The organism is Olavius algarvensis spirochete endosymbiont, assembly GCA_900608495.1.
In the GTDB taxonomy this organism is placed as follows: Bacteria; Spirochaetota; Spirochaetia; order DSM-2461; family DSM-2461; genus UBA2779.
This window is the reverse complement of the sequence record UWYT01000194.1, coordinates 61,259-80,354: the sequence shown is the minus strand read 5'-3', so window position 1 is coordinate 80,354 and position 19,096 is coordinate 61,259. Positions and strand designations below refer to the sequence as shown.

Below are 19,096 nucleotides of genomic sequence, written 5' to 3'. Positions count from 1 at the left end.
GTCTTTCTTGATCGCTAGGGGATTCGAACCTCTGACCTTTGCCTCCGGAGGGCAACGCTCTATCCAGCTGAGCTAAGCGACCTTTAGGATAGAAAGGTATCCGCGCAGGTTTTTTAAGTCAATGAGAAAGGGATGGATTCTGCGGTCGTTATTTTGTCAATTCGACGCTGGTGTCGCTCTGTTCCCAGATATCTGGCGCTCAGAAAGGCATCTAGTATATCTTCAGGGGGTTCTTGATAGTCGATTCGCCCACCGAATGCGATGAACTGGCAGTTGTTGTGTTCGATGGCCATAGCCGCGGCGTAGGAGTTTTGCGGGAGGGCGCAGCGTATCCCCCTAACTTTGTTGGCGGTGATTGATACACCTATGCCTGTGCCGCAACAAAGTATTCCGTAATCATATCCGCCTTTAAGGAAGAGATTGGTGGCCTCGATCGCCTTGTCGGGATAATCGGCTTTGGTGTCGGTGCCGACTCCAAGGTCAACAACGGTATCACCCCGTTTATCGAGCCAGATTTGCAATTTTTTTTTGATGGATACTGCCGCATGGTCGTTTGCAATTATTATTTTCATAGGGGATTGATTCCTTCTTCCGCTATCATATTTTTTTTTATGAGTAAGCGCTAGATTGAATTGCATATGTACTTGTATTGTTGCTCTGTATGTTGTCTAGATAAGGAGAATCAAAATGATTGATTCAAGTTTGCCTGCCGCCGGAGTGCGTTTACGGCACCGGACGATTTTGCGGAATGTCTACATGTGGATGACTCTCGGACTTTCCTTTACGGCGATTGTAGCTTGGTGGATTTCTAGTTCTCCCGGTTTTATGGAGTTGCTCTATGGCAGGGGAATAGCACCTGTTTTATTGCTGTCTTTGGGAATCGTGATATTGGTATTTTCGCTCAGCAGAAATATTATGAAGATGAGTGTGAGGGGGGCAATCGGTGCCTTTCTCCTTTATTCGGTATTGAATGGTTTGTTCTGCTCGTTTGTCTTCATAGTATATACACGGTATGCAGTTTTTCAGGCCTTTGCGGTTTCCGCGAGCATGTTTGCGATTATGAGTCTTTGGGCACTTACTACCAAGCGAGATCTTTCGGGTTGGGGTCATTATCTTTTCATGGGTTTGATTGGTTTGATTATCGCTGGTGCTGTTGGGATGTTTATTGGTGGAGAAGCTTATCAATTTCTGTATTCTGCAGTAGGGGTTGTTCTGTTCACGGCTCTGACTGCTTATGATACTCAGATGATTAAGCGAATGAGTGATGATGCAAGCATGGGCGTGGATGAATCGAATTTTACACGACTTTCGATACTTGGCGCCTTGAAGCTATATCTTGATTTCATCAATATGTTTCTCTTTCTGCTTCGTCTGCTTGGACGACGAAAGTAGGGAAGACACTCACATTGACAAGAGAGGGATTATTGTTTTTCTGCCCATTTCCCGAGCGAGATCCAAGGGGCTTGCACCTGCCGCATTCCTCGCTTCCTTGTCGGCACCGCTACTTATGAGCAGATGGATTATGCTATCGCTTGCGTCAGATAGAATGGCTCGATGTAGGAGGGTATTTCCCATATTGTCCTGATTATCGAGAAGTTCCCGATCCATCAATCCTGATAAGAGTTCCATCCCACCTATCATGAGTAAATCGAATGGGGTTTGGCCTGCTGAATCCAAGGCGAACATATCTCCTCCCGCTTCAATGAGCACTCTGGAAGATTCGATGCTCTGGGCCGCGAGTGCTGCATGAAGCGCAGTGCGACCGAATCTGTCCCGAGTTAATAGATTTGCACCATTTTCCAACAATATTGAGCAGGCTCGCCGCTTGTTGAATTTGGCGGCAAGAAACAAAGCAGTTTGCCCTTTGCTATCCCGTGAGTCAATCGCTATTTGGGAGCCTACTTGGGAACTAAGCAGCCAACTTAGAATTTCGTTATTCCCGGCAGAGGCTGCCATATGCAGAACTGTCTGTCCTTCAGCGTCTTTTAGGTCGATATCGCCTCCTTTTTCCACGCATAACTTAAGTATATTGAGAGTTCCCCAGATTACAGCGTGGTGAATCGGCGATCTATCAATATTGTCGGTCGCATTTGGGTTTGCACCGGCGTTGAGCAGGATTACGGCAATTTGTGAGGATCCTGCATGTGCAGCCTCATGAAGCATCGTATTTCCCTGCAAATTTTGATGGGTTGTATCCTCGTCGGTGTCTAAGATAGCTTGAACGACATCGGGATATTGCCATCGTATTGCGTGGAAAATGGGTGTGTTTCCTTCCCTGTCTATGGGTTTCTGTATTCTGATAAGAAACTGACTCGCGAACTCCGGACCGTGGTTGAAAGCATGAATCAAGGGTGATTCTCCGTCGTTGTTTTCAATGAATACGTTTGAACCGTAGTTCACCAAGGTAACGGCAAGCGGGATGTTTTTGTCCACCAGGGCATAGTGTAGAGCCGTATTGCCATTGTAATCCCGTAGATTGGGGTTTACCTTGGTGTTCAACACTACTGCCAGTATTTCACTGGGTACCCGCATTGCTGCCGCCATATGCAGTACACCCCGTCCTACGTTGTCCACTTCTTCAACCACTGTATCAGCGAAGAACCATGAAGAGAATTCGACTCCATAGCTTAAGGCACGTTGTGCCGGAGTTAGAGCTTTGCTATTGCGGGCAAAAATATCTGCTCCGTTTTCAATAAATAGTTCTGAGAGTTCTCTGTCACGAGCTTCCACGGCTAGGAGCAGGGGTGTACTGCCCTCTTTATTCCTAAGGCCAATGAGCGCTCCTCGATTCAGCAAAAGACGGGCGATTGCTATTTCGGAATGAAGCATAGAGACTAAATGCAATGGGGTGTTGCCATCGGCATCTCTAATATCAGGATTCGCTCCGGCATTTAACAGCATGTAGCTTAGGGCATACCTGTCGTCGGTTAATTGTGCATCGTGCAGAGGCGCGTTACCGCTGTAGTTTATTTCATCAACGTCAACGCCTGCATCTATTAGCAGTTTTGCAACGGTTCCATAGCCATTGCGTATTGCTATATGCAGAGCGGTATCGCCCGGCAAATTTTTGGTTTCGATTTCTGCGCCGTTCCTGATTAAATACTGAATCATTGCGATGTGATTGTGTTCCGCGGCGTGATGCATAGCCGCAGCACCTTCTTCGCTTCTAATATTCAGGTTGTTTGTGCTGACGGGTTCAAGAATATATAGCCAGTCTTCATTCTGAGGCGGGAGAGAACCTGCTTTGATAATTGCTGTTGCGGATAAAATCTGTTCGTAGGACACCTTCGGAGTCAGCGCGGAATCCAAGGCCGAAAATCCCTGATTATCTCTTAATGTCGTATCGGCGCCTTTATCGAGAAGAATCTCAAGATAATCATACAATCCTAATCTTGCGGTAGTATGAAGCAATGGCTGTCCGTCGATGGCTGGATTATTGACATTTTTTTCGTTGACCAGGTGTCGCAGTAAATCTATTGGTTTGAGAAGACTGACTGAGGCGGGTGAATTACCCTCTTTGTCGACAATCGAGAAATCGGCTCCCGCATCGCTTAGCAACTGAATCGTATCTAAATTGTCATTATTCACTGCAATTAATAGAGGTGTGCGTCCCTGGTTGTCCTGTATATTTTTTTCTGCACCCTGGGAAATGAGCAGTGAAACGATATCGAGAGCCTCGGTCTCCACGGCGATATGAAGCGCGGTACGGCCCTTGTCATCAGTTGTATCCAGATTCATACCAGTCTTCAGCATTTTGTTAATTTTCTCTGACTTTCCCGAAGCAACCATCTTGAGTAGATGTTCGCCATCTTCTTTTTTCCCACCTGCGATTAATGCAGTGGTGATAAAAGCTACCAGAAATACAGACAAACTGATTTTCTTCATTAATAACCAGCTCCTTTCTTCCAAATCGTCTAAAGTGCCCTTTGTTCTTAAGGCGGGTTAGTTGGCGTTATCAAAATGAGCACGAAGCACGCCAATTTCGATAGCTCCTACTTTAACTATTTTATCACAATCAGCACAGTATCACAGGGCTATGTGGAATATGGTTGATAGTTTTAACGAACTACAGGCAGAAGCGAAATGAAAATTGTTTTTACTTGCTTTAAGTGTGTTGGGAAATAAGTAATAATGGACTTTTATCTTGTTCAAAATTCTTGTTGGCAATAGTCTTAAATGAAGTTGAATACCTAATACGATGTGCTGGAGGTGTGGTGATGAGGGGTTTTCTGATCGTGATTGACAGTTTTGGTATTGGTTCTTTGCCGGACGCGGATTTGTATGGGGATGTGGGAGCAAACACTGCTGTTGGTATTGGTCGTGCTGTGGGCGGGGTGCAATGGCCCAATCTACAGGCAATGGGTTTGGGCAATATCGCCAGCCTGACTGAGACAGATATCCCTGGATGCTTACCTGAGAGCGAAACGACCGCTGTTTTTACTTCTCTGCGCGAGAAATCACCCGGGAAAGACACTACCACTGGACACTGGGAAATTGCCGGCATGGTTTTGGAGAAGGCGTTTCCCGTATTTCCGGCGGATTACCCTTCGTTCCCGGATGAACTGATTGACGCCTTTATTGCCGAGACAGAGGTAGCAGGGATATTGGGAAATATCGCGGCCTCGGGGACGGAGATTATCAACAAATTGGGGGGTAGACATATTGAGACACGGAAACCGATTTGTTATACGTCTGCGGATTCAGTCTTTCAAATTGCCACTCATGTTGATGTGTTTTCGGTTAAGGAGCTCTATGTTTTGTGCGAGTGCGCGAGGAAACTATGCGATAGCTACAATGTTGGCAGGGTTATCGCGCGGCCGTTTGAGGGAAGTGTAGGAAATTTTAGAAGAACAAGTGATCGGCATGACTGGTCGATTGATCTTCCCGGGAAGTCTCTGCTGGATTACCTGAGAGATCGGGGTGTACAGACAGTTGCCATAGGCAAGATTGATTCGATTTTTAACGGGCAGGGCATTGATGTTTCCTATCATGACAAGGGCAATGATGCCTGTATAGCGAGAATGCTCGAAGTTGCCACAAGCTCAAGTGAGCAGGATATGTTCGTATTTGTGAATCTTGTTGATACTGATATGATTTATGGACATCGGAGAGATCCACAGGGTTATCATGATGCTGTTGCGCGAATTGATTCTGTTATACCAGAGCTTGAGGCGCACCTCGAGAAGGGTGATTTCTTGTTAGTTACGGCCGATCACGGGTGTGATCCGACTTTTAAGGGAACTGACCATACCAGGGAGTATGTCCCGGCGCTGCTTAGAAGAGTTGGATGGGAATCTAGAATGGCGACTCTCAATGGGTTGAGTGTTCGCGATAGCTTTGCCGATCTATCTGCTACCACGCAAACTCTTTTTGGTTTAAACCCCCTGGGAAATGGTGTGTCTTTTCCTCAAAACTTCTTGAATCAATAGCTTTTGAATATGTTGCACAATCGGTTTCTCTTCCATTATAGTGTACAAATCTATTATTTAATATAAAAGGATAAAGGAGAATCTTATGAAAAGGGTTGTGTTGTTTGTAATAGGGGTAATCTTGATTGCCGGCGTTTTAACGTCTTGTACAAAAAAAAGTGTGACAAAAACTGAAGGAACTACGGATCTAATGCTTGTGGGTATGGTTACTGATGCCGGTACCATTGATGACAAGTCGTTTAATCAGGGAACCTGGGAAGGGATAAAAAAGGCAGCTTCCGAGGGACTGGTGTCCGAGAAATACTTGAAACCTGTCGGTACTACCGAGGCAGATTACATCAAGGAAATCAGTAATCTCTACGATGCCGGGTATAGATTCATTGTAACTCCTGGGTTTAAATTTGAGACGTCAATTTATAAGTCGCAGGAGAGATATCCCGATGCCAAATTTGTTTTGATTGATGGTTCTCCTCATTCTGGAGGCGAAGGCAGAAATGTGGTTGTTGGGCCGAACACGGTTTCAATCTTTTTTGCCGAAGATGAGTCTGGCTTCCTAGCTGGAGTTGCCACAGCACTTCAGTTAGGCGAAGGATTGGCCGGATTTATTGGTGGAATGGCAATTCCGCCTGTTCAAATGTTCAACTGGGGATTTCAGCGGGGACTTGTCTATGCCAACGATAACTTCGGTACTAATGTAACTATCGAACGGGATAATGTGGTTTATCAGGGTTCGTTCGACGACGTTGCCGCTGGACAGCAGCTGGCCGCGGGCATGTTTGACAAGGGCGTCGATGTTATTTTTTGTGCGGCAGGTGGGGTTGGCGTTGGTGCCATCAACGAAGCCAAAGCCAGAGCTGCGAGCGGAGAAGAAGTATGGATAGTAGGTGTTGATGTCGATCAGTATTCCGCTGGGAAATACGAGGGAGATAAATCTGTTATTCTGACATCGGCTATGAAGAATATAGATGTTGCTTCCTACGATATGATTGAAGCAGAACTAAATGGCGAATTCCCAGGTGGTCAGACACTCAAATTGAATGCGACAAATGGGGGAATTGGCATCCCGGTTGACAACCCGAACTTAGACGCGGATGTTGAGGCCAGGGTCGCGGAGGTGTTTGGGCAACTTGCCGATGGAACAATAATTGTTTCAGCTGAACAGGCCGAAATCAAATAGCTAAAATAACAGGGGGCGGGGAATCGTCTCCCTGTTAACTTGCGGGGCGGAGGGTGATGAGGATTGCCCTTCTTCCGCTGCCGCAGTGGAGTGGTTATAAGTGGAAAGTACACCCGTTATTGAAATGAAGGAAATTCGAAAAGAATTTCCTGGCATTGTGGCCAACGACAATATTTCAATCAGTCTCCAAAAGGGTGAGGTTCTGGCATTGCTTGGCGAGAACGGCGCTGGCAAATCCACTTTGATGAGTATTCTTTTTGGATTGTATAAGCCGGATAGAGGGAGAATAATCGTTGACGGGAGAGAGGTTAGTATAAACAGCCCCACTCAAGCTAACTCGCTGGGTATCGGAATGGTTCACCAACATTTCAAACTCGTGCATAACTTCACAATTACGGAAAATATAGTTCTGGGAATTGAGCCTCGCCGCGGACTCGGCATGAATTTAACCTTTTCGTCCAAGAAGATAAAGCAACTAAGTGAGCACTATGGTTTGAATGTGGACCCTGACGCGAAGATTGAAGATGTCTCGGTGGGTATGCAGCAAAGGGTGGAAATTCTCAAGATGCTTTATCGTAATACGAATGTTCTCATTTTCGATGAGCCCTCGGCTGTTCTCACTCCTCAGGAAATTCAGGATTTGATGCGGATAATGGAGAGTCTTATTGATGAGGGAAAATCCATCATCCTTATTACGCATAAACTCAAAGAGATTAAGGCTGTTGCCGATCGTTGCACTGTAATCCGAAGAGGAAGGTTAATTGGAACTGTCAATGTAGATGAGACTTCCACCGGAGAGATGGCAAAAATGATGGTGGGCCGGAAGGTTTTATTTACTGTAGACAAGAAAAAAAATGACCCCGGAGAAATGGTTTTAGAAATTCAGAATCTGAATGTCATGAATAAACGGGGTGTTATGGGAGTAAAGAATTTTTCACTTAGGGTTTGTAGAGGTGAAATTCTCGGTCTTGCGGGTGTGGATGGCAACGGCCAAACAGAGCTTGTTGAAGCCCTTACCGGACTTGCCCGTGTAGAGTCGGGGAAAATACTTATCAATGGAAAAGATGTCACCAATACCAGTGTTCGTGAACGTATAGATAGAGGGGGGGCTCATATTCCGGAAGACAGACAGAAACGAGGTCTGGTTTTAGACTATTCTCTGGAAAACAATTTCATTCTGGAAAATCATGGAGAATTGCGCTTTAACCGATATGGCTTCTTAAGACGTTCGGCCATCAGGGCGAATTCTGAGAGAATTATCAAGGATTTTGATGTCAGGGCAGGGCAGGGAAGTCTGACTCCCGCACGCTCACTCTCGGGTGGAAATCAACAGAAGGCGATAGTGGGCAGAGAAATCAGCCACAATCCGGATTTGTTGATTTCTGTTCAACCAACAAGAGGACTGGATGTTGGTTCAATTGAGTACATACACAGGAGATTGGTTGAACAACGAGACTCTGGCAAGGCTGTTTTACTTGTTTCGCTTGAATTAGATGAAATCTTTGGACTTTCTGATAGAATAGCTGTCATTAGCCACGGCGAACTGGTTGGATTAGTACAGGTGGATGATGTGGATGAGAATGAGGTGGGATTGATGATGGCCGGTATAAAGAGGACTGAATGAAACGCTTACCCCCCCGCGCTATTCTGCCCAACATCCCGCGTGGTCTTGTAATATCTCTAATTGCCATATTTCTGGGTTTAATTGCCGGCGCGTTTTTCATGCTAATTACCGGCAGTAATCCATTAGCAGGTTATTCGTACTTGTTCCGCGGCGGTTGGATGAATATAGAGCGCATAGGAAACACTTTGGCTACAGCTACTCCCTTGATTTTTACGGGATTGTCAGTCGCTTTTGCATTTAGCACCGGGTTATTCAATATTGGAGCATCGGGACAACTGCTTGCTGGGGGACTGTGTGCAACTGCTGTTGGCTTAACCGTTGTACTCCCTAAACCACTCCTTTTGCTTCTTATGCTTGTTGCGGCTATTCTGGGGGGAGCCATTTGGGGGTTTATTCCCGGGTTGTTGAAAGCTTTATTCAATGTTCACGAGGTTGTTGCAACTATTATGATGAACTGGCTGGCTTATTGGGTTGTCTACTACACTGTCCCGGCTTATTTCAAGGGTGATTTTATGGAAACGGAGTCTCGGAGAATCCCGGAGATTGCTTCGCTTCGAGTTCCGTGGTTATCGGAGTTTTTTGACAGGTCTTTCATAAATCTCGGGATTTTTATTGCGATAGTTGTGGCTATTATTATTTGGGTTGTTTTGAAAAAAACAGTTCTTGGTTATGAACTCAAGGCTGCTGGATACAACCGACACGCCGCGGAATATGGGGGGATGAAGGTAAACCGCAACATAGTTTTGTCCATGACGATAGCGGGCGTTCTGGCGGGCATCGGAGGTATGACTGTTTATACGGGGTATTCCGTGAACATGCAAATTGGGATATTGCCGACGCAGGGTTTTGATGGGATTGCGGTGGCTTTGTTAGGCAGCAACTCGCCAATTGGCGTGTTATTTTCGGCACTGTTTTTAGGACTGCTTCATTCCGGCAAAGGTTATATGAATGCAATGACTAAGATACCGCCTCAAATCGGCGACACAATAATAGCCATCATTCTTTATTTTGCTGCAACGAGTGTTTTGTTTAACCGTCTCATTGACCGGATTAAAAGAAAGATTTCTGTCAACGGTGTTGCAAAATCGCAGATGGAGGGAAGCTGAATGTGGGATTTTTTGACTTTTATATCTCCATATGCCATTTCCTTTACTATTCCACTGCTCATCACTTCTTTGGGTGGCCTTATTTGTGAACGTTCTGGCGTTGTAAATATCGGACTTGAGGGACTTATGGTGATTGGGTCTTTTGCCAGTGCCCTTACGATCGTGAAGTTGTTCCCAATAATTGGCACATCAGCGATTTATATCGGTTTGGTTGTGGCCATAGTTGCTGGAATGATATTTTCACTTCTACACGCTTTTGCAAGCATCAACTTAAATGCGAATCAGGTGATAAGCGGCACTGCAATAAACATGATAGCAGGATCTTTGACTTTGTATTTTGCTAGATATATTACAGGAAGCGGAAATATTCAGATAATTAGCGGCCTACGACGATTCGACGTTCCATTTCTGCACAAAATACCGATTATTGGCAAACTCTTTTTTACACAAACCTACTCTACTACGTGGCTGGTGGTGCTGCTCTTACTCTGCAGTGCGTATCTAATCTATAAAACTCCTTTTGGACTGCGTATCCGGGCCTGCGGTGAACATCCACATGCGGCTGATGCGGCTGGTATCAATGTGAAACTGATTAGGTATATAGGAGTTCTGTTTTCGGGCGCGTTTGCCGGCCTTGGCGGCGCTATAATTCTGGTAACGTACTCAGGTGAATTCACTGGTTCTGTAGCGGGACTAGGATTCCTGGCCTTGGCGGCATTGATATTTGGCCAGTGGAAGCCATTAGGGATTCTCGGTGCAACGTTCTTTTTTGGTTTTGCGAGCACTCTGGCAAACGTATCTCAAATAGTTCCTGCTCTTGCAAGAATTCCCGGATTGCTGTTAAAAGCATTCCCTTACGTGTTAACTCTTATTGCTCTTGTATTCTTTTCCAAAACCACACAGGCACCCAGGGCCGCTGGAGAGCCCTTCGATCCGGGGAAAAGTTAACTAATTTGCGATGTCCAAGCTCTTCTTGATCCATCGATATCATTATCGACAGTGTTGCTTGACTAATCGAGCTATAGCCAAAGCCAAGAGAATCTTGCTTGCAGCATTGTTAAGTACTTATCCCATAGGTTGCGAGACAGAAAAACCACGCCATTCATCCAATACCGACAATGAGAACCTGGAGAATTTCCTACCTCGACCCAAATTTGCGGATCCCATACCTGGACTGCTAAATAGAGTTCTACTTCAGTGGTTAGAAATTGAAGATGCCGACGGTTATGAAATTCAAATGTCAGCGACAAAGTCTTTCAACACAATTACAAAAATGTGGACGGTGAAGGGTACTAATCTTGAGATTTCGATTCCTCAAAACGGAACAATGTGGTTGCGAATTCGCGCATTCAATACAGATGTGACTAGTGCTTGGAGTACTGTGTTGAAAATCAAAGAAACTTCATAATGCATAGTTCTCTGGTTGGTGAGTGGTTTTCCAATGCAAGCATGGGGAATGAGGCCTTATGGGCTATCATGTTAGTGTTGAATTTCGCCTTGATACTTTTGATTTATCGATTATTTGGCAGGGTTGGATTGCTTTGCTGGTTACCCATAGCCATTATAATCGCTAATTTACAAGTGATGAAAATTGTGGTCCTTTTCGGACTCACTACTTCCCTTGGCAATATCACCTATTCGACAAGCTTTCTGGCAACCGACATACTTTCCGAAAACCATGGATCGAAGTATGCGAAGCAAGCAGTGATTTTTGGTTTTTTTGCGCTCCTATCACTCACTTTGTTCATGGGGCTCGCACTGCTTTTTAAGCCTTCGCCAGTTGATTATGCACAGAACAGCATGAAAACGCTGTATGCAATTTTTCCGCGCATTGCGCTCGCAAGTTTTGTAGCCTATGGAGTTAGCCAAGTTAACGATATTTGGATCTATACCAAATTTAAGAGAATACAACCTGCTAGAAGTTGGATTTGGTTGAGAAACAATGTGTCCACGATGTTTAGTCAGGCCATCGACTCATTTCTTTTTGTTACAATTGCGTTTGCCGGGCGTATACCCTCCAGGGAATTCTGGGAAATCGCAATAAGCACCTATTTTATCAAATGGATGATTGCTGCAGCTGATACACCTCTGGTTTATCTCAGCGCTCTGTGGCACAAAAGAAACTGTCTCAGGGGGGGGACATAGGGTATGTTTTTTTTCCTGATGAAAAAGGCATTTTTTGATGGATGGGACAATTTAGAAACCATCTTCATTACGAATTTCATTTTTTTCATTGTGAGCATTGCCTTGGTATGGTCTACGTTCATTTTTTTGGAGTCCTCACCACCCATGTTTTTTGTTCTGTTACCTATGGCATCAATATTCGTGATTATGCTGCTGGGTGTTGTTTCGGCTTTGATGTCCGCTCTGGCCAGTTATCGCAGGGTTTTTTGGACTGATGTCCCAAGATTGTTTAAGGAAACATGGAAACAATGCCTAGTTTTCGGAATTGCAATGGTAAGCTTCATTATAATCTCGCTTTTGGGAATAATATACTACGCAAAGCTAAAGAGTTTATTAGGACTTATCGCTTCGATGATAACTTTCTGGATTGTAATTGGGGCATATTTGACAAGCATTTGGTATTTTCCTGCTCGAAATTATCTCCAGGGCAATTTTAGAAAATTGCTAAAGAAGTGCGTACTCCTTGTGATTGACAATTTCTTACTTAGTTTGTATCTCGGGTTTGTGATGATTCCTCTGTCCTTGATCGCTTGGCCCATTACAGCCTTCGTCGTGTTTGGGCCATCAGGCATACATCTCTACCTCAACTGCACTTTGCGTTTGCTCCTGTATAAGTACGATTGGCTGAAAAAGAACCCGGATGCGAAAAAAGTGCCATGGCATGAAATCCTTGTTGATGAGAAAAAACGAATCGGTAAGCGCACCATAGAGGGTATGATTTTCCCTTGGAAAGAATAGATCTTTCCACAGTATGCCCAACGCCACAATTTCGGCTCAAAATTTGGAACTTCGGGGATATATCTTCCACACCTGATTGACTGAAATAGCGTAAGTATCTTGTGTTTCGATTTTATTTGATAGTAGGCGTTCAACAAATTTTTCGAGCATCAGGTGAACAGATTCCGATAGGGAACCGATGTGCGTTGTCTCTCGATTAATTAGAACTTGCCGCTATGTTGGAATGAGAGCATCTGCATGTTTTCAGGAATTCGAAAGCAACATGGCCCAATCGAAGTAAAAAAAATCAAACCATATATGTCAAAATCAAAGATTCCGCCCGGACCGAACTTTCCTATAATTCTATAGGCTGAAATCGGGTGAACTCGTTTTTCAACCTACACAGTAAGCATTCTTATTTTTATCAGCACAGGATAGATCATACTCTTTGGAGATTGTTATAATGGTGATAAACTTGAGGTTTCGATGTCTGGGAAGAGCTTATTTGAAAAGGTTTGGTTGAGGCATAAGGTTAGAACCCTTCCTTCTGGTCAGGACCAATTATTCATTGGATTGCACCTTATTCATGAGGTTACCTCGCCACAAGCTTTTGCGATGCTCCAGGCAAGTGGGCAAACCGTTCCATTTTCGAAAAACACCTTTGCGACTATCGATCATATAATTCCTACCGATACAATCAGTCGGCCGTATTCTGATCCGCTTGCGGAAAAAATGCTTAAGACCCTGGAGGATAATACTAAGAGATATGGCATTACTTATTTCGGACCTGAATCCGGAAAGCAGGGTGTGGTTCATGTTGTAGGTCCTGAGAAAGGTCTTACCCAGCCTGGTATGACTATCGCGTGTGGAGATTCTCATACCGCTACCCATGGAGCTTTTGGAGCAATCGCGTTTGGAGTGGGAACAAGCCAGGTTAGGGATATTCTGGCCACCCAGACAATGGCCATCGAGAAACTGAAAGTGCGAAGAATAGTTGTAAATGGTCGAAAAGCCATTGGTGTAAGCGCCAAGGATATAATCCTTACAATCATCAGGCTTCTTGGTATTACAAGTGGTTTAGGCTATGCCTATGAATATGCTGGCGAAGCGATTACTGAATTGAGTATGGAAGAACGCATGACTCTTTGCAATATGAGCATCGAGGGAGGTGCGCGTGTTGGTTATGTTAACCCAGATGACACTACATACAAGTGGTTAGAAGACCGCCCCTTTGTCAAAGATTACGATTCGATGAAAGCCTTTGGTGAGGAAATGAAGTCTGATGTTGATGCTGTGTTTGATGATGAGGTGGTTTTCTCAGCATCTGAGTTTAAACCAATGATTACTTGGGGAATAAATCCGGGTCAGGCTGTTGCTATTGATGAATCATTACCTCAAATTTCCTTACTTCCAGCCAGTGAAAAGGAAAATGCCAGGCGCGCTTATGAACATATGGGATTTTCTCCAGGTGAAAAAATGGTTGGAAAGAAGATTGATGTGGTTTTTATTGGTTCCTGTACTAATGGACGGCTCAGCGACCTCAGGGAGGCTGCATCAGTTGTCAGGGGAAGAAGAATTGCCGCGGGTGTGAGAGCTTTGGTAGTGCCGGGAAGTCAAGAAGTAGCGGCTGCTGCGGAATCAGAGGACTTGGATGTTATTTTTACTGAGGCAGGTTTTGAGTGGCGCCAGGCGGGTTGTTCGATGTGTTTAGCGATGAACCCGGATAGGCTGGAAGGCCGTCAACTATCCGCAAGCACTTCCAACCGAAATTTTATTGGCAGGCAGGGTTCTCCCACGGGTAGAACGCTCTTAATGAGTCCAGCTATGGCGGCGGCAGCGGCAATTGCCGGGGAAGTTGTTGATATTCGGGAAACGGAGCCAGTTTGACAATGCAGGCGATAGGCGAAGTTAGTGGCAAGGGAATAACGGTGAGGGGAAATAACATAGATACTGATAGAATCATTCCCGCTAGATTCATGAAGTGTGTTACCTTCGATGGACTTGGTGCTTTCGCTTTTAACGATGAGAGGTTTGATGAAAGCGGCAAGAAAAAGAATCATCCCTTTGATGATAGTCGTTGGGCAGGCAATCCCGTGCTTATTACGAATTCCAACTTCGGATGTGGATCCTCCCGTGAACACGCACCTCAGGCTCTCAAGGATTATGGGATTCGAGCCATCATCGGAGAGTCCTTCGCCGAGATTTTTGCTGGGAATTGTTTTTCCTTGGGAATACCCGCATTGAAACTGGAAGTTGCCCCAATTGCAACACTCCAAGCACTCATCGAGTCTAATCCGAATACTGTTGTGTTAATCAACCTAAGGGGAAAAACCGTTAGCGCGGGGGGATGGAATTGGGTGTTTTCGATGCCTGAATCACACCGAAGGGCCTTGCTGGATGGCACTTGGGATTCGATGGCCGTCCTGGGGTCAGCATCGGATGAAATAGCCATGGTTGCCTCAAGATTGCCTTATGTACGCAATTAGTTTGCATTTGCTTATTTGAACACCCCAGGCACTTTTAGTCCACATCTAGGACAATTTTTATCCCGCATTGCCATTTGCACGCTATAAGCGCTGCGCGAGATGAGAGTGCGCTTACAGTCAGGACAGTGAGTGTTATTCGCAATTCCGAGATTGCCGATGTAAACGAAGTGCAATTTCTTTGATGCAACATCATAGACTTGTTTCATTTTGTTAGTGCTTGTTGCCGGCCTGCTGTATTTGTAGGCAGGGTGATAGGCGGAAAGGTGGAACGGAATATCATTCGATAGAGATGCAATCCATTCACTTATCGATTCAATTTCATCCTCACCATCGTTATCACCTGGTACTACTAGAGTGGTTATCTCCACCCAGCAATGTTCCAATGCCGTCTCAATGAAGTGCTTCACGGCCTTTAGATTTCCACCAAGCGTCTTCTTGTAGTAATCGGAATCCCATGATTTCAGATCGATATTCACTCCATCCATTTTGCTCAATAATTCCAAGCCTGGCTTTGAATTAAGATTTCCATTAGTAACAAGAACATTCTTCAATCCAACGCTGGAAGCTCTATAGGCGCAATCCATGAGATATTCAAAATGTATGGTTGGCTCTGAATATGTGTACGCAATAATTTCTGCACCCGAGGAGATTGCATCATCGATTACTTTTGAAGGAGATGTAAAACGTCCTGAATCGGGTTTGGCGCGTGCTATGTTATGGTTCTGACAAAATGGACAATGTAAATTGCAGCCGGCGAAGCCAACAGACCAAGCTATTGCCCCCGGATAGAAGTGATACAAGGGTTTTTTTTCTATCGGGTCTGGTGATTCTGCTGTAACCATGCCATATCCCGAGGCGGATAACTCACCTGATTCATGCTTCCTGATGCCGCAGAATCCCGTTTCACCCAGTGAGAGTACACATAGCCTGGGGCAGAGTAGGCATTCAATCTTATCGCCCTTGTTTATCCACCATTTTGCTGTTTGAGGCATCCTAGCTCATCATCTTCTGAATAATTTCGACTTTGTCCACCTTTTCCCAAGGAAATTCAGAGCGTCCAAAATGTCCATACGCGGCAGTTTTCTTGTAGATTGGGCGTTGTAAATCGAGCGTTTGTATAATACCCGCTGGAGTGAGATCGAATATATCATATAGTTTCTTCGCAATTATATCATCTAGCTGCCTGGTTTGAAACGTGTTTACAAATAAGGATATTGGATCTGCCATGCCTATTGCGTATGCAATTTGAATTTCAACTTCATCGACAATATTGGCGGCAACAAGATTTTTTGCCATATATCGAGCCATATATGCGGCCGATCGATCAACTTTTGTCGGATCTTTGCCGGAGAAAGACCCCCCTCCATGCCTGGAATACCCACCGTAAGTATCCACAATTATTTTTCTTCCGGTTAAACCTGTATCTGCATTTGGTCCACCTACAACGAATCTGCCGGTTGGGTTAATATGGATGGCTGTTTGCTTGTTGAATAACTCGGCGGGAAGCGCAGGGCGGATAACGCTCTCGATTAAACTCTCGCTGACAGTTGCATGGCTGACGGTTTCAGTATGCTGATGCGATAGTACAACAGTGTCGATATGAACCGGTTCGTCGTCGCGATATTTTACGGTTACCTGGCACTTGGCATCCGGTCTGAGGAAGCTCAGGGTTCCTGATTTCCTTACCTCGGCAGCCTTCTTCATTATTTGATGAGCATATTGAATCGGAGCCGGCATCATTTCATCTGTTTGCCGACACGCATACCCGAACATGAACCCTTGATCTCCAGCTCCCAGTTCCTTATGAAGTCCTTCGCCCACATTTACCCCTTGGGATATATCGCTGGATTGGGGTCTGATGACTGACAAAATTGAGCAAGATAAATTGTCTATCCCATCCGCAGGATTCGTATAACCAATTTCACCCAAAACATCACGGGCGGTTTGAATTATGTCTATGTAACCCTCGGTACTTATTTCACCACCCACCAGGACAAGTCCTGTTGATGTATAACACTCACAGGCAACTCTGGATTTCGAATCAAGGGTCAATGCTCGGTCTAGAACTGCGTCGGATATGATGTCGCACACCTTATCGGGATGCCCCTCACTTACACTTTCGGAGGTAAACAGTTTGCTGCCATATGTATGCATAATGCAGGTATTATAATTAGCTTCGGTGTACCTTGAAAGAGTTTGCGAATGCTACTTTGCGGCAATGTTTCTGCGCAGCTCGTTCAAGAAATTCTCAAATCCATTGCTTTCGAAGCTGATAAACGCAATTGACAGGGTTCCAAGGTTATCGGTAACTCTAACTCTCAATGAAATCAACAACGAACCTGCTTTCATTGAACAAGCCTCTATAACGGTTCCAACTTCGAGATCGGCAATTTCACCAGGTTCACTTGGTCGAAAAACTCCACCTGTCGTCGATAATTCAACTAGATGCCCTGCAATCATTCTGAAATCCTCCGGGTGGCAGAAAACGAATGATACCGTATTTTCCTTCTCGGGCAACCATGATGATTTCTTGAATAGTCCGGGAGGAGATTTATACCTGCATATCTTGTTATTTAGTTTTTCGAGATCTTCAATGGTTTCTATTGTAACTGGGAAAAGGATATTTACCCCCAAGGTTGCCGCCTTGTTCGCCTCGCTCGAATCAAAATCATCTGCAATCAGTAAAACCGTGGCAACTTCACTTCGATTTCGATTTTCTCTAATCTCTTTGACAACTATTTTCCAATGCCTGGGATAGTCTGAAGCATTGCATATCAATACGTCAGGGGAAATTTCCTCAAGATTGTCTATCGCTTTTAAGGGATTCACATATTGTATTACGCTATACCCAATTTGACCGAAGTATTTCTGGAATTTTGTTTTTAGAGTCTTGTCACCGGCAATGATTAGGATGGTCATTAAAATTTCATCTCCTAACAATCCTCGTATTATATCGAATGATTTGCCATCGTCCATCAGGCGTAGATGTTTTCTCGAGGTGGAAGGTATAGAGAGTTGCTTGTTTCATCGGCCCCTCGCTTGTGTTATGAGTTGTCGTGTTTTCTATTACGACCGAACCAACCACCTCAGTGTAGTTTACGTGAATTGTCTTCCATCTATCGATGTCTTTTAATGGGCTGCTACTCTCTTCAAGCTGTCCGGCTATCAGTTTTTTCCGATATTCTTCCAGCGCCCTCCGGTGTTCGGCAGCGCTCATATCCTTCCATCGCTTCTTATACTCAGGCAAATTCATCACCATATCGCTTATATCCAGATGACGCAGTGCAATTTCCCAGTCACCCCGTTGAACGGCCCTCAGTAGTTCCGAAACCACCTCTTGCGGATCTAAATTGGAGTAAAATAGCGAATCGGAATCGATATCAGTTAGGAGTTCCACCCTGCGAATTTGCCAGAACCCTTCCAGTCTGTGAAGGTAAAACCTAAGATTTTTGGAAAAGGCTTCACCGTAAGGTTTATATAGCGTCCTTATGATAACCTCTGCCTCATTTTGAGATACAAGATACGATTTTAACTCATAGTCTATTGTTGGATGTTCGAATCCGGGAATATCATTCCACGACCCGCGAAGCAGATTTTTTTCAAGAACTTCCGAATTTTCGATCATACTGCTTATTCTGGCAAGAGAATCGAGATCCAGATAAAGAATGGCCCAATTGAACTTCAGTTCCCGACGATTTGACAGGGTTTCAGATACAACGCCCCAAGGATCGAGATTCTTATCGATTAGTGCCATGCGAATTTCTAAATCCAGTTTGTTCTCCCATCGCAGTTCTGTTTCAGGCATTATTGTTAAATCCAAAGTGGATTCCGATATTGCAACCACCGAATCTGTTCTTCTCATTTGAGGATAAAAGAAACCGCTTAGTCGATATTGCCCAGGATTCAAAGGAGCTATCCAATCATTTAAAAAAACATTGATCGATAAATCCTGCCCCGGCCCTAGGTGGACTACCCGATATACTCCGCCTGCCTGAAAGGCCGTGGCAAAATCGGATGCAAACGACATAGGTTCGCCAGTCAAAGATCGCAAATCGAAACCGAAGCTACGTCTTGGATCGTCGGAAAGATAAAAAGTCAAAGCTGAACTTCCGGGATTGGAAACAGTAAGCTTTAACTCAACCAATTCATCCGGATAATAGATTTTTTTATTGTGGTATCGTATGCTAAATTGTGCTTCTGCTTGGGCAGTAAACCCTACTATGGATATGAAAAAAAATGAAAAGACCAGTTGACGTAGCATAATTCCTCAGCTTGCGGTTCGTTAGAACCGCTCAAGATAGTGAGTTGAATAAACACCCCCATTCTAATAATCGGTAAGCCTTTATGTTGAATCAATTCAAAACATCACTCGA

Annotated in this window: 17 protein-coding genes and 1 tRNA gene; 11 read left to right on the top strand and 7 right to left on the bottom strand. The window is 44.7% G+C overall.

Translation table 11 applies throughout. The features are described 5' to 3' along the window. Nucleotides 1-8 precede the first annotated feature (8 nt). Nucleotides 9-82 (bottom strand) — tRNA-Arg (locus tag S1OALGB6SA_RS05980). A gap of 31 nt (nt 83-113) precedes the next feature. Then, nucleotides 114-572 (bottom strand): RpiB/LacA/LacB family sugar-phosphate isomerase, encoded by a 459-nt coding sequence (locus tag S1OALGB6SA_RS05975; RefSeq protein WP_124032859.1) that lies wholly within the window; start codon nt 570-572, stop codon nt 114-116. Nucleotides 573-687: 115 nt separating this feature from the next. On the opposite strand from S1OALGB6SA_RS05975, the gene S1OALGB6SA_RS05970 reads away from it, so the two are divergent. After that, a complete protein-coding gene (locus S1OALGB6SA_RS05970; RefSeq protein WP_124032858.1) occupies nt 688-1,392 on the top strand; it encodes a Bax inhibitor-1/YccA family protein in 705 nt (234 codons plus the stop codon). A gap of 9 nt (nt 1,393-1,401) precedes the next feature. On the opposite strand, the gene S1OALGB6SA_RS05965 is transcribed toward S1OALGB6SA_RS05970, so the two are convergent. Continuing rightward, nucleotides 1,402-3,885 carry an ankyrin repeat domain-containing protein gene (locus S1OALGB6SA_RS05965; RefSeq protein WP_124032857.1) on the bottom strand — a complete coding sequence of 828 codons (2,484 nt, stop codon included), beginning with the start codon at nt 3,883-3,885 and terminating at the stop codon, nt 1,402-1,404. A gap of 332 nt (nt 3,886-4,217) precedes the next feature. On the opposite strand from S1OALGB6SA_RS05965, the gene S1OALGB6SA_RS05960 reads away from it, so the two are divergent. The 10 genes from S1OALGB6SA_RS05960 (at nt 4,218) to leuD (ending at nt 14,723) form a co-directional block, all read left to right on the top strand. Next, nucleotides 4,218-5,429 (top strand): phosphopentomutase, encoded by a 1,212-nt coding sequence (locus tag S1OALGB6SA_RS05960; protein WP_124032856.1) that lies wholly within the window; start codon nt 4,218-4,220, stop codon nt 5,427-5,429. Between the two features lie 85 nt (nt 5,430-5,514). After that, the gene (locus S1OALGB6SA_RS05955; RefSeq protein WP_124032855.1) at nt 5,515-6,606 is read left to right on the top strand and encodes a BMP family lipoprotein; all 1,092 of its coding nucleotides are present in this window, start codon (nt 5,515-5,517) and stop codon (nt 6,604-6,606) included. A gap of 100 nt (nt 6,607-6,706) precedes the next feature. Beyond that, nucleotides 6,707-8,230, top strand: a complete 1,524-nt coding sequence (locus S1OALGB6SA_RS05950) for an ABC transporter ATP-binding protein (protein ID WP_503465875.1) — start codon at nt 6,707-6,709, stop codon at nt 8,228-8,230. Continuing rightward, nucleotides 8,227-9,336, top strand: coding sequence for an ABC transporter permease (locus tag S1OALGB6SA_RS05945; protein WP_124032854.1), 1,110 nt, complete (start codon nt 8,227-8,229; stop codon nt 9,334-9,336). The genes S1OALGB6SA_RS05950 and S1OALGB6SA_RS05945 overlap by 4 nt, the downstream gene beginning before the upstream one ends. Continuing rightward, nucleotides 9,337-10,284, top strand: coding sequence for an ABC transporter permease (locus S1OALGB6SA_RS05940; protein WP_124032853.1), 948 nt, complete (start codon nt 9,337-9,339; stop codon nt 10,282-10,284). A 58-nt stretch (nt 10,285-10,342) separates the two neighbouring features. Beyond that, complete coding sequence (locus S1OALGB6SA_RS05935; protein ID WP_124032852.1) at nt 10,343-10,744, top strand: hypothetical protein; 402 nt, start codon at nt 10,343-10,345, stop codon at nt 10,742-10,744. Further along, nucleotides 10,744-11,481, top strand: coding sequence for a queuosine precursor transporter (locus tag S1OALGB6SA_RS05930; RefSeq protein WP_230204450.1), 738 nt, complete (start codon nt 10,744-10,746; stop codon nt 11,479-11,481). The genes S1OALGB6SA_RS05935 and S1OALGB6SA_RS05930 overlap by 1 nt, the downstream gene beginning before the upstream one ends. A gap of 18 nt (nt 11,482-11,499) precedes the next feature. Continuing rightward, nucleotides 11,500-12,258, top strand: coding sequence for a YesL family protein (locus S1OALGB6SA_RS05925; protein ID WP_124032851.1), 759 nt, complete (start codon nt 11,500-11,502; stop codon nt 12,256-12,258). A 465-nt stretch (nt 12,259-12,723) separates the two neighbouring features. Next, a complete protein-coding gene (gene leuC / locus S1OALGB6SA_RS05920) occupies nt 12,724-14,124 on the top strand; it encodes a 3-isopropylmalate dehydratase large subunit (RefSeq protein WP_037560658.1) in 1,401 nt (466 codons plus the stop codon). A gap of 2 nt (nt 14,125-14,126) precedes the next feature. Further along, on the top strand, nt 14,127-14,723 hold the full coding sequence (leuD, locus tag S1OALGB6SA_RS05915; RefSeq protein WP_052079703.1) for a 3-isopropylmalate dehydratase small subunit: 597 nt from the start codon (nt 14,127-14,129) through the stop codon (nt 14,721-14,723). An 11-nt stretch (nt 14,724-14,734) separates the two neighbouring features. Here the strand turns inward: leuD and amrS are convergent, their stop codons facing one another. From amrS to S1OALGB6SA_RS05895, 4 genes are read right to left on the bottom strand one after another with little or no spacing between them, the layout of a single operon-like run. Further along, the gene (amrS, locus tag S1OALGB6SA_RS05910) at nt 14,735-15,715 is read right to left on the bottom strand and encodes an AmmeMemoRadiSam system radical SAM enzyme (RefSeq protein ID WP_052079700.1); all 981 of its coding nucleotides are present in this window, start codon (nt 15,713-15,715) and stop codon (nt 14,735-14,737) included. A 1-nt stretch (nt 15,716) separates the two neighbouring features. Beyond that, nucleotides 15,717-16,877, bottom strand: coding sequence for a methionine adenosyltransferase (gene metK / locus S1OALGB6SA_RS05905; RefSeq protein ID WP_037560656.1), 1,161 nt, complete (start codon nt 16,875-16,877; stop codon nt 15,717-15,719). 51 nt (nt 16,878-16,928) lie between these two features. Continuing rightward, entirely contained in the window at nt 16,929-17,642 is a 714-nt protein-coding gene (locus tag S1OALGB6SA_RS05900) for a response regulator (RefSeq protein WP_037560655.1), read from the bottom strand. A 7-nt stretch (nt 17,643-17,649) separates the two neighbouring features. Beyond that, on the bottom strand, nt 17,650-18,984 hold the full coding sequence (locus S1OALGB6SA_RS05895) for a hypothetical protein (RefSeq protein WP_124032850.1): 1,335 nt from the start codon (nt 18,982-18,984) through the stop codon (nt 17,650-17,652). Nucleotides 18,985-19,096: the final 112 nt, after the last annotated feature.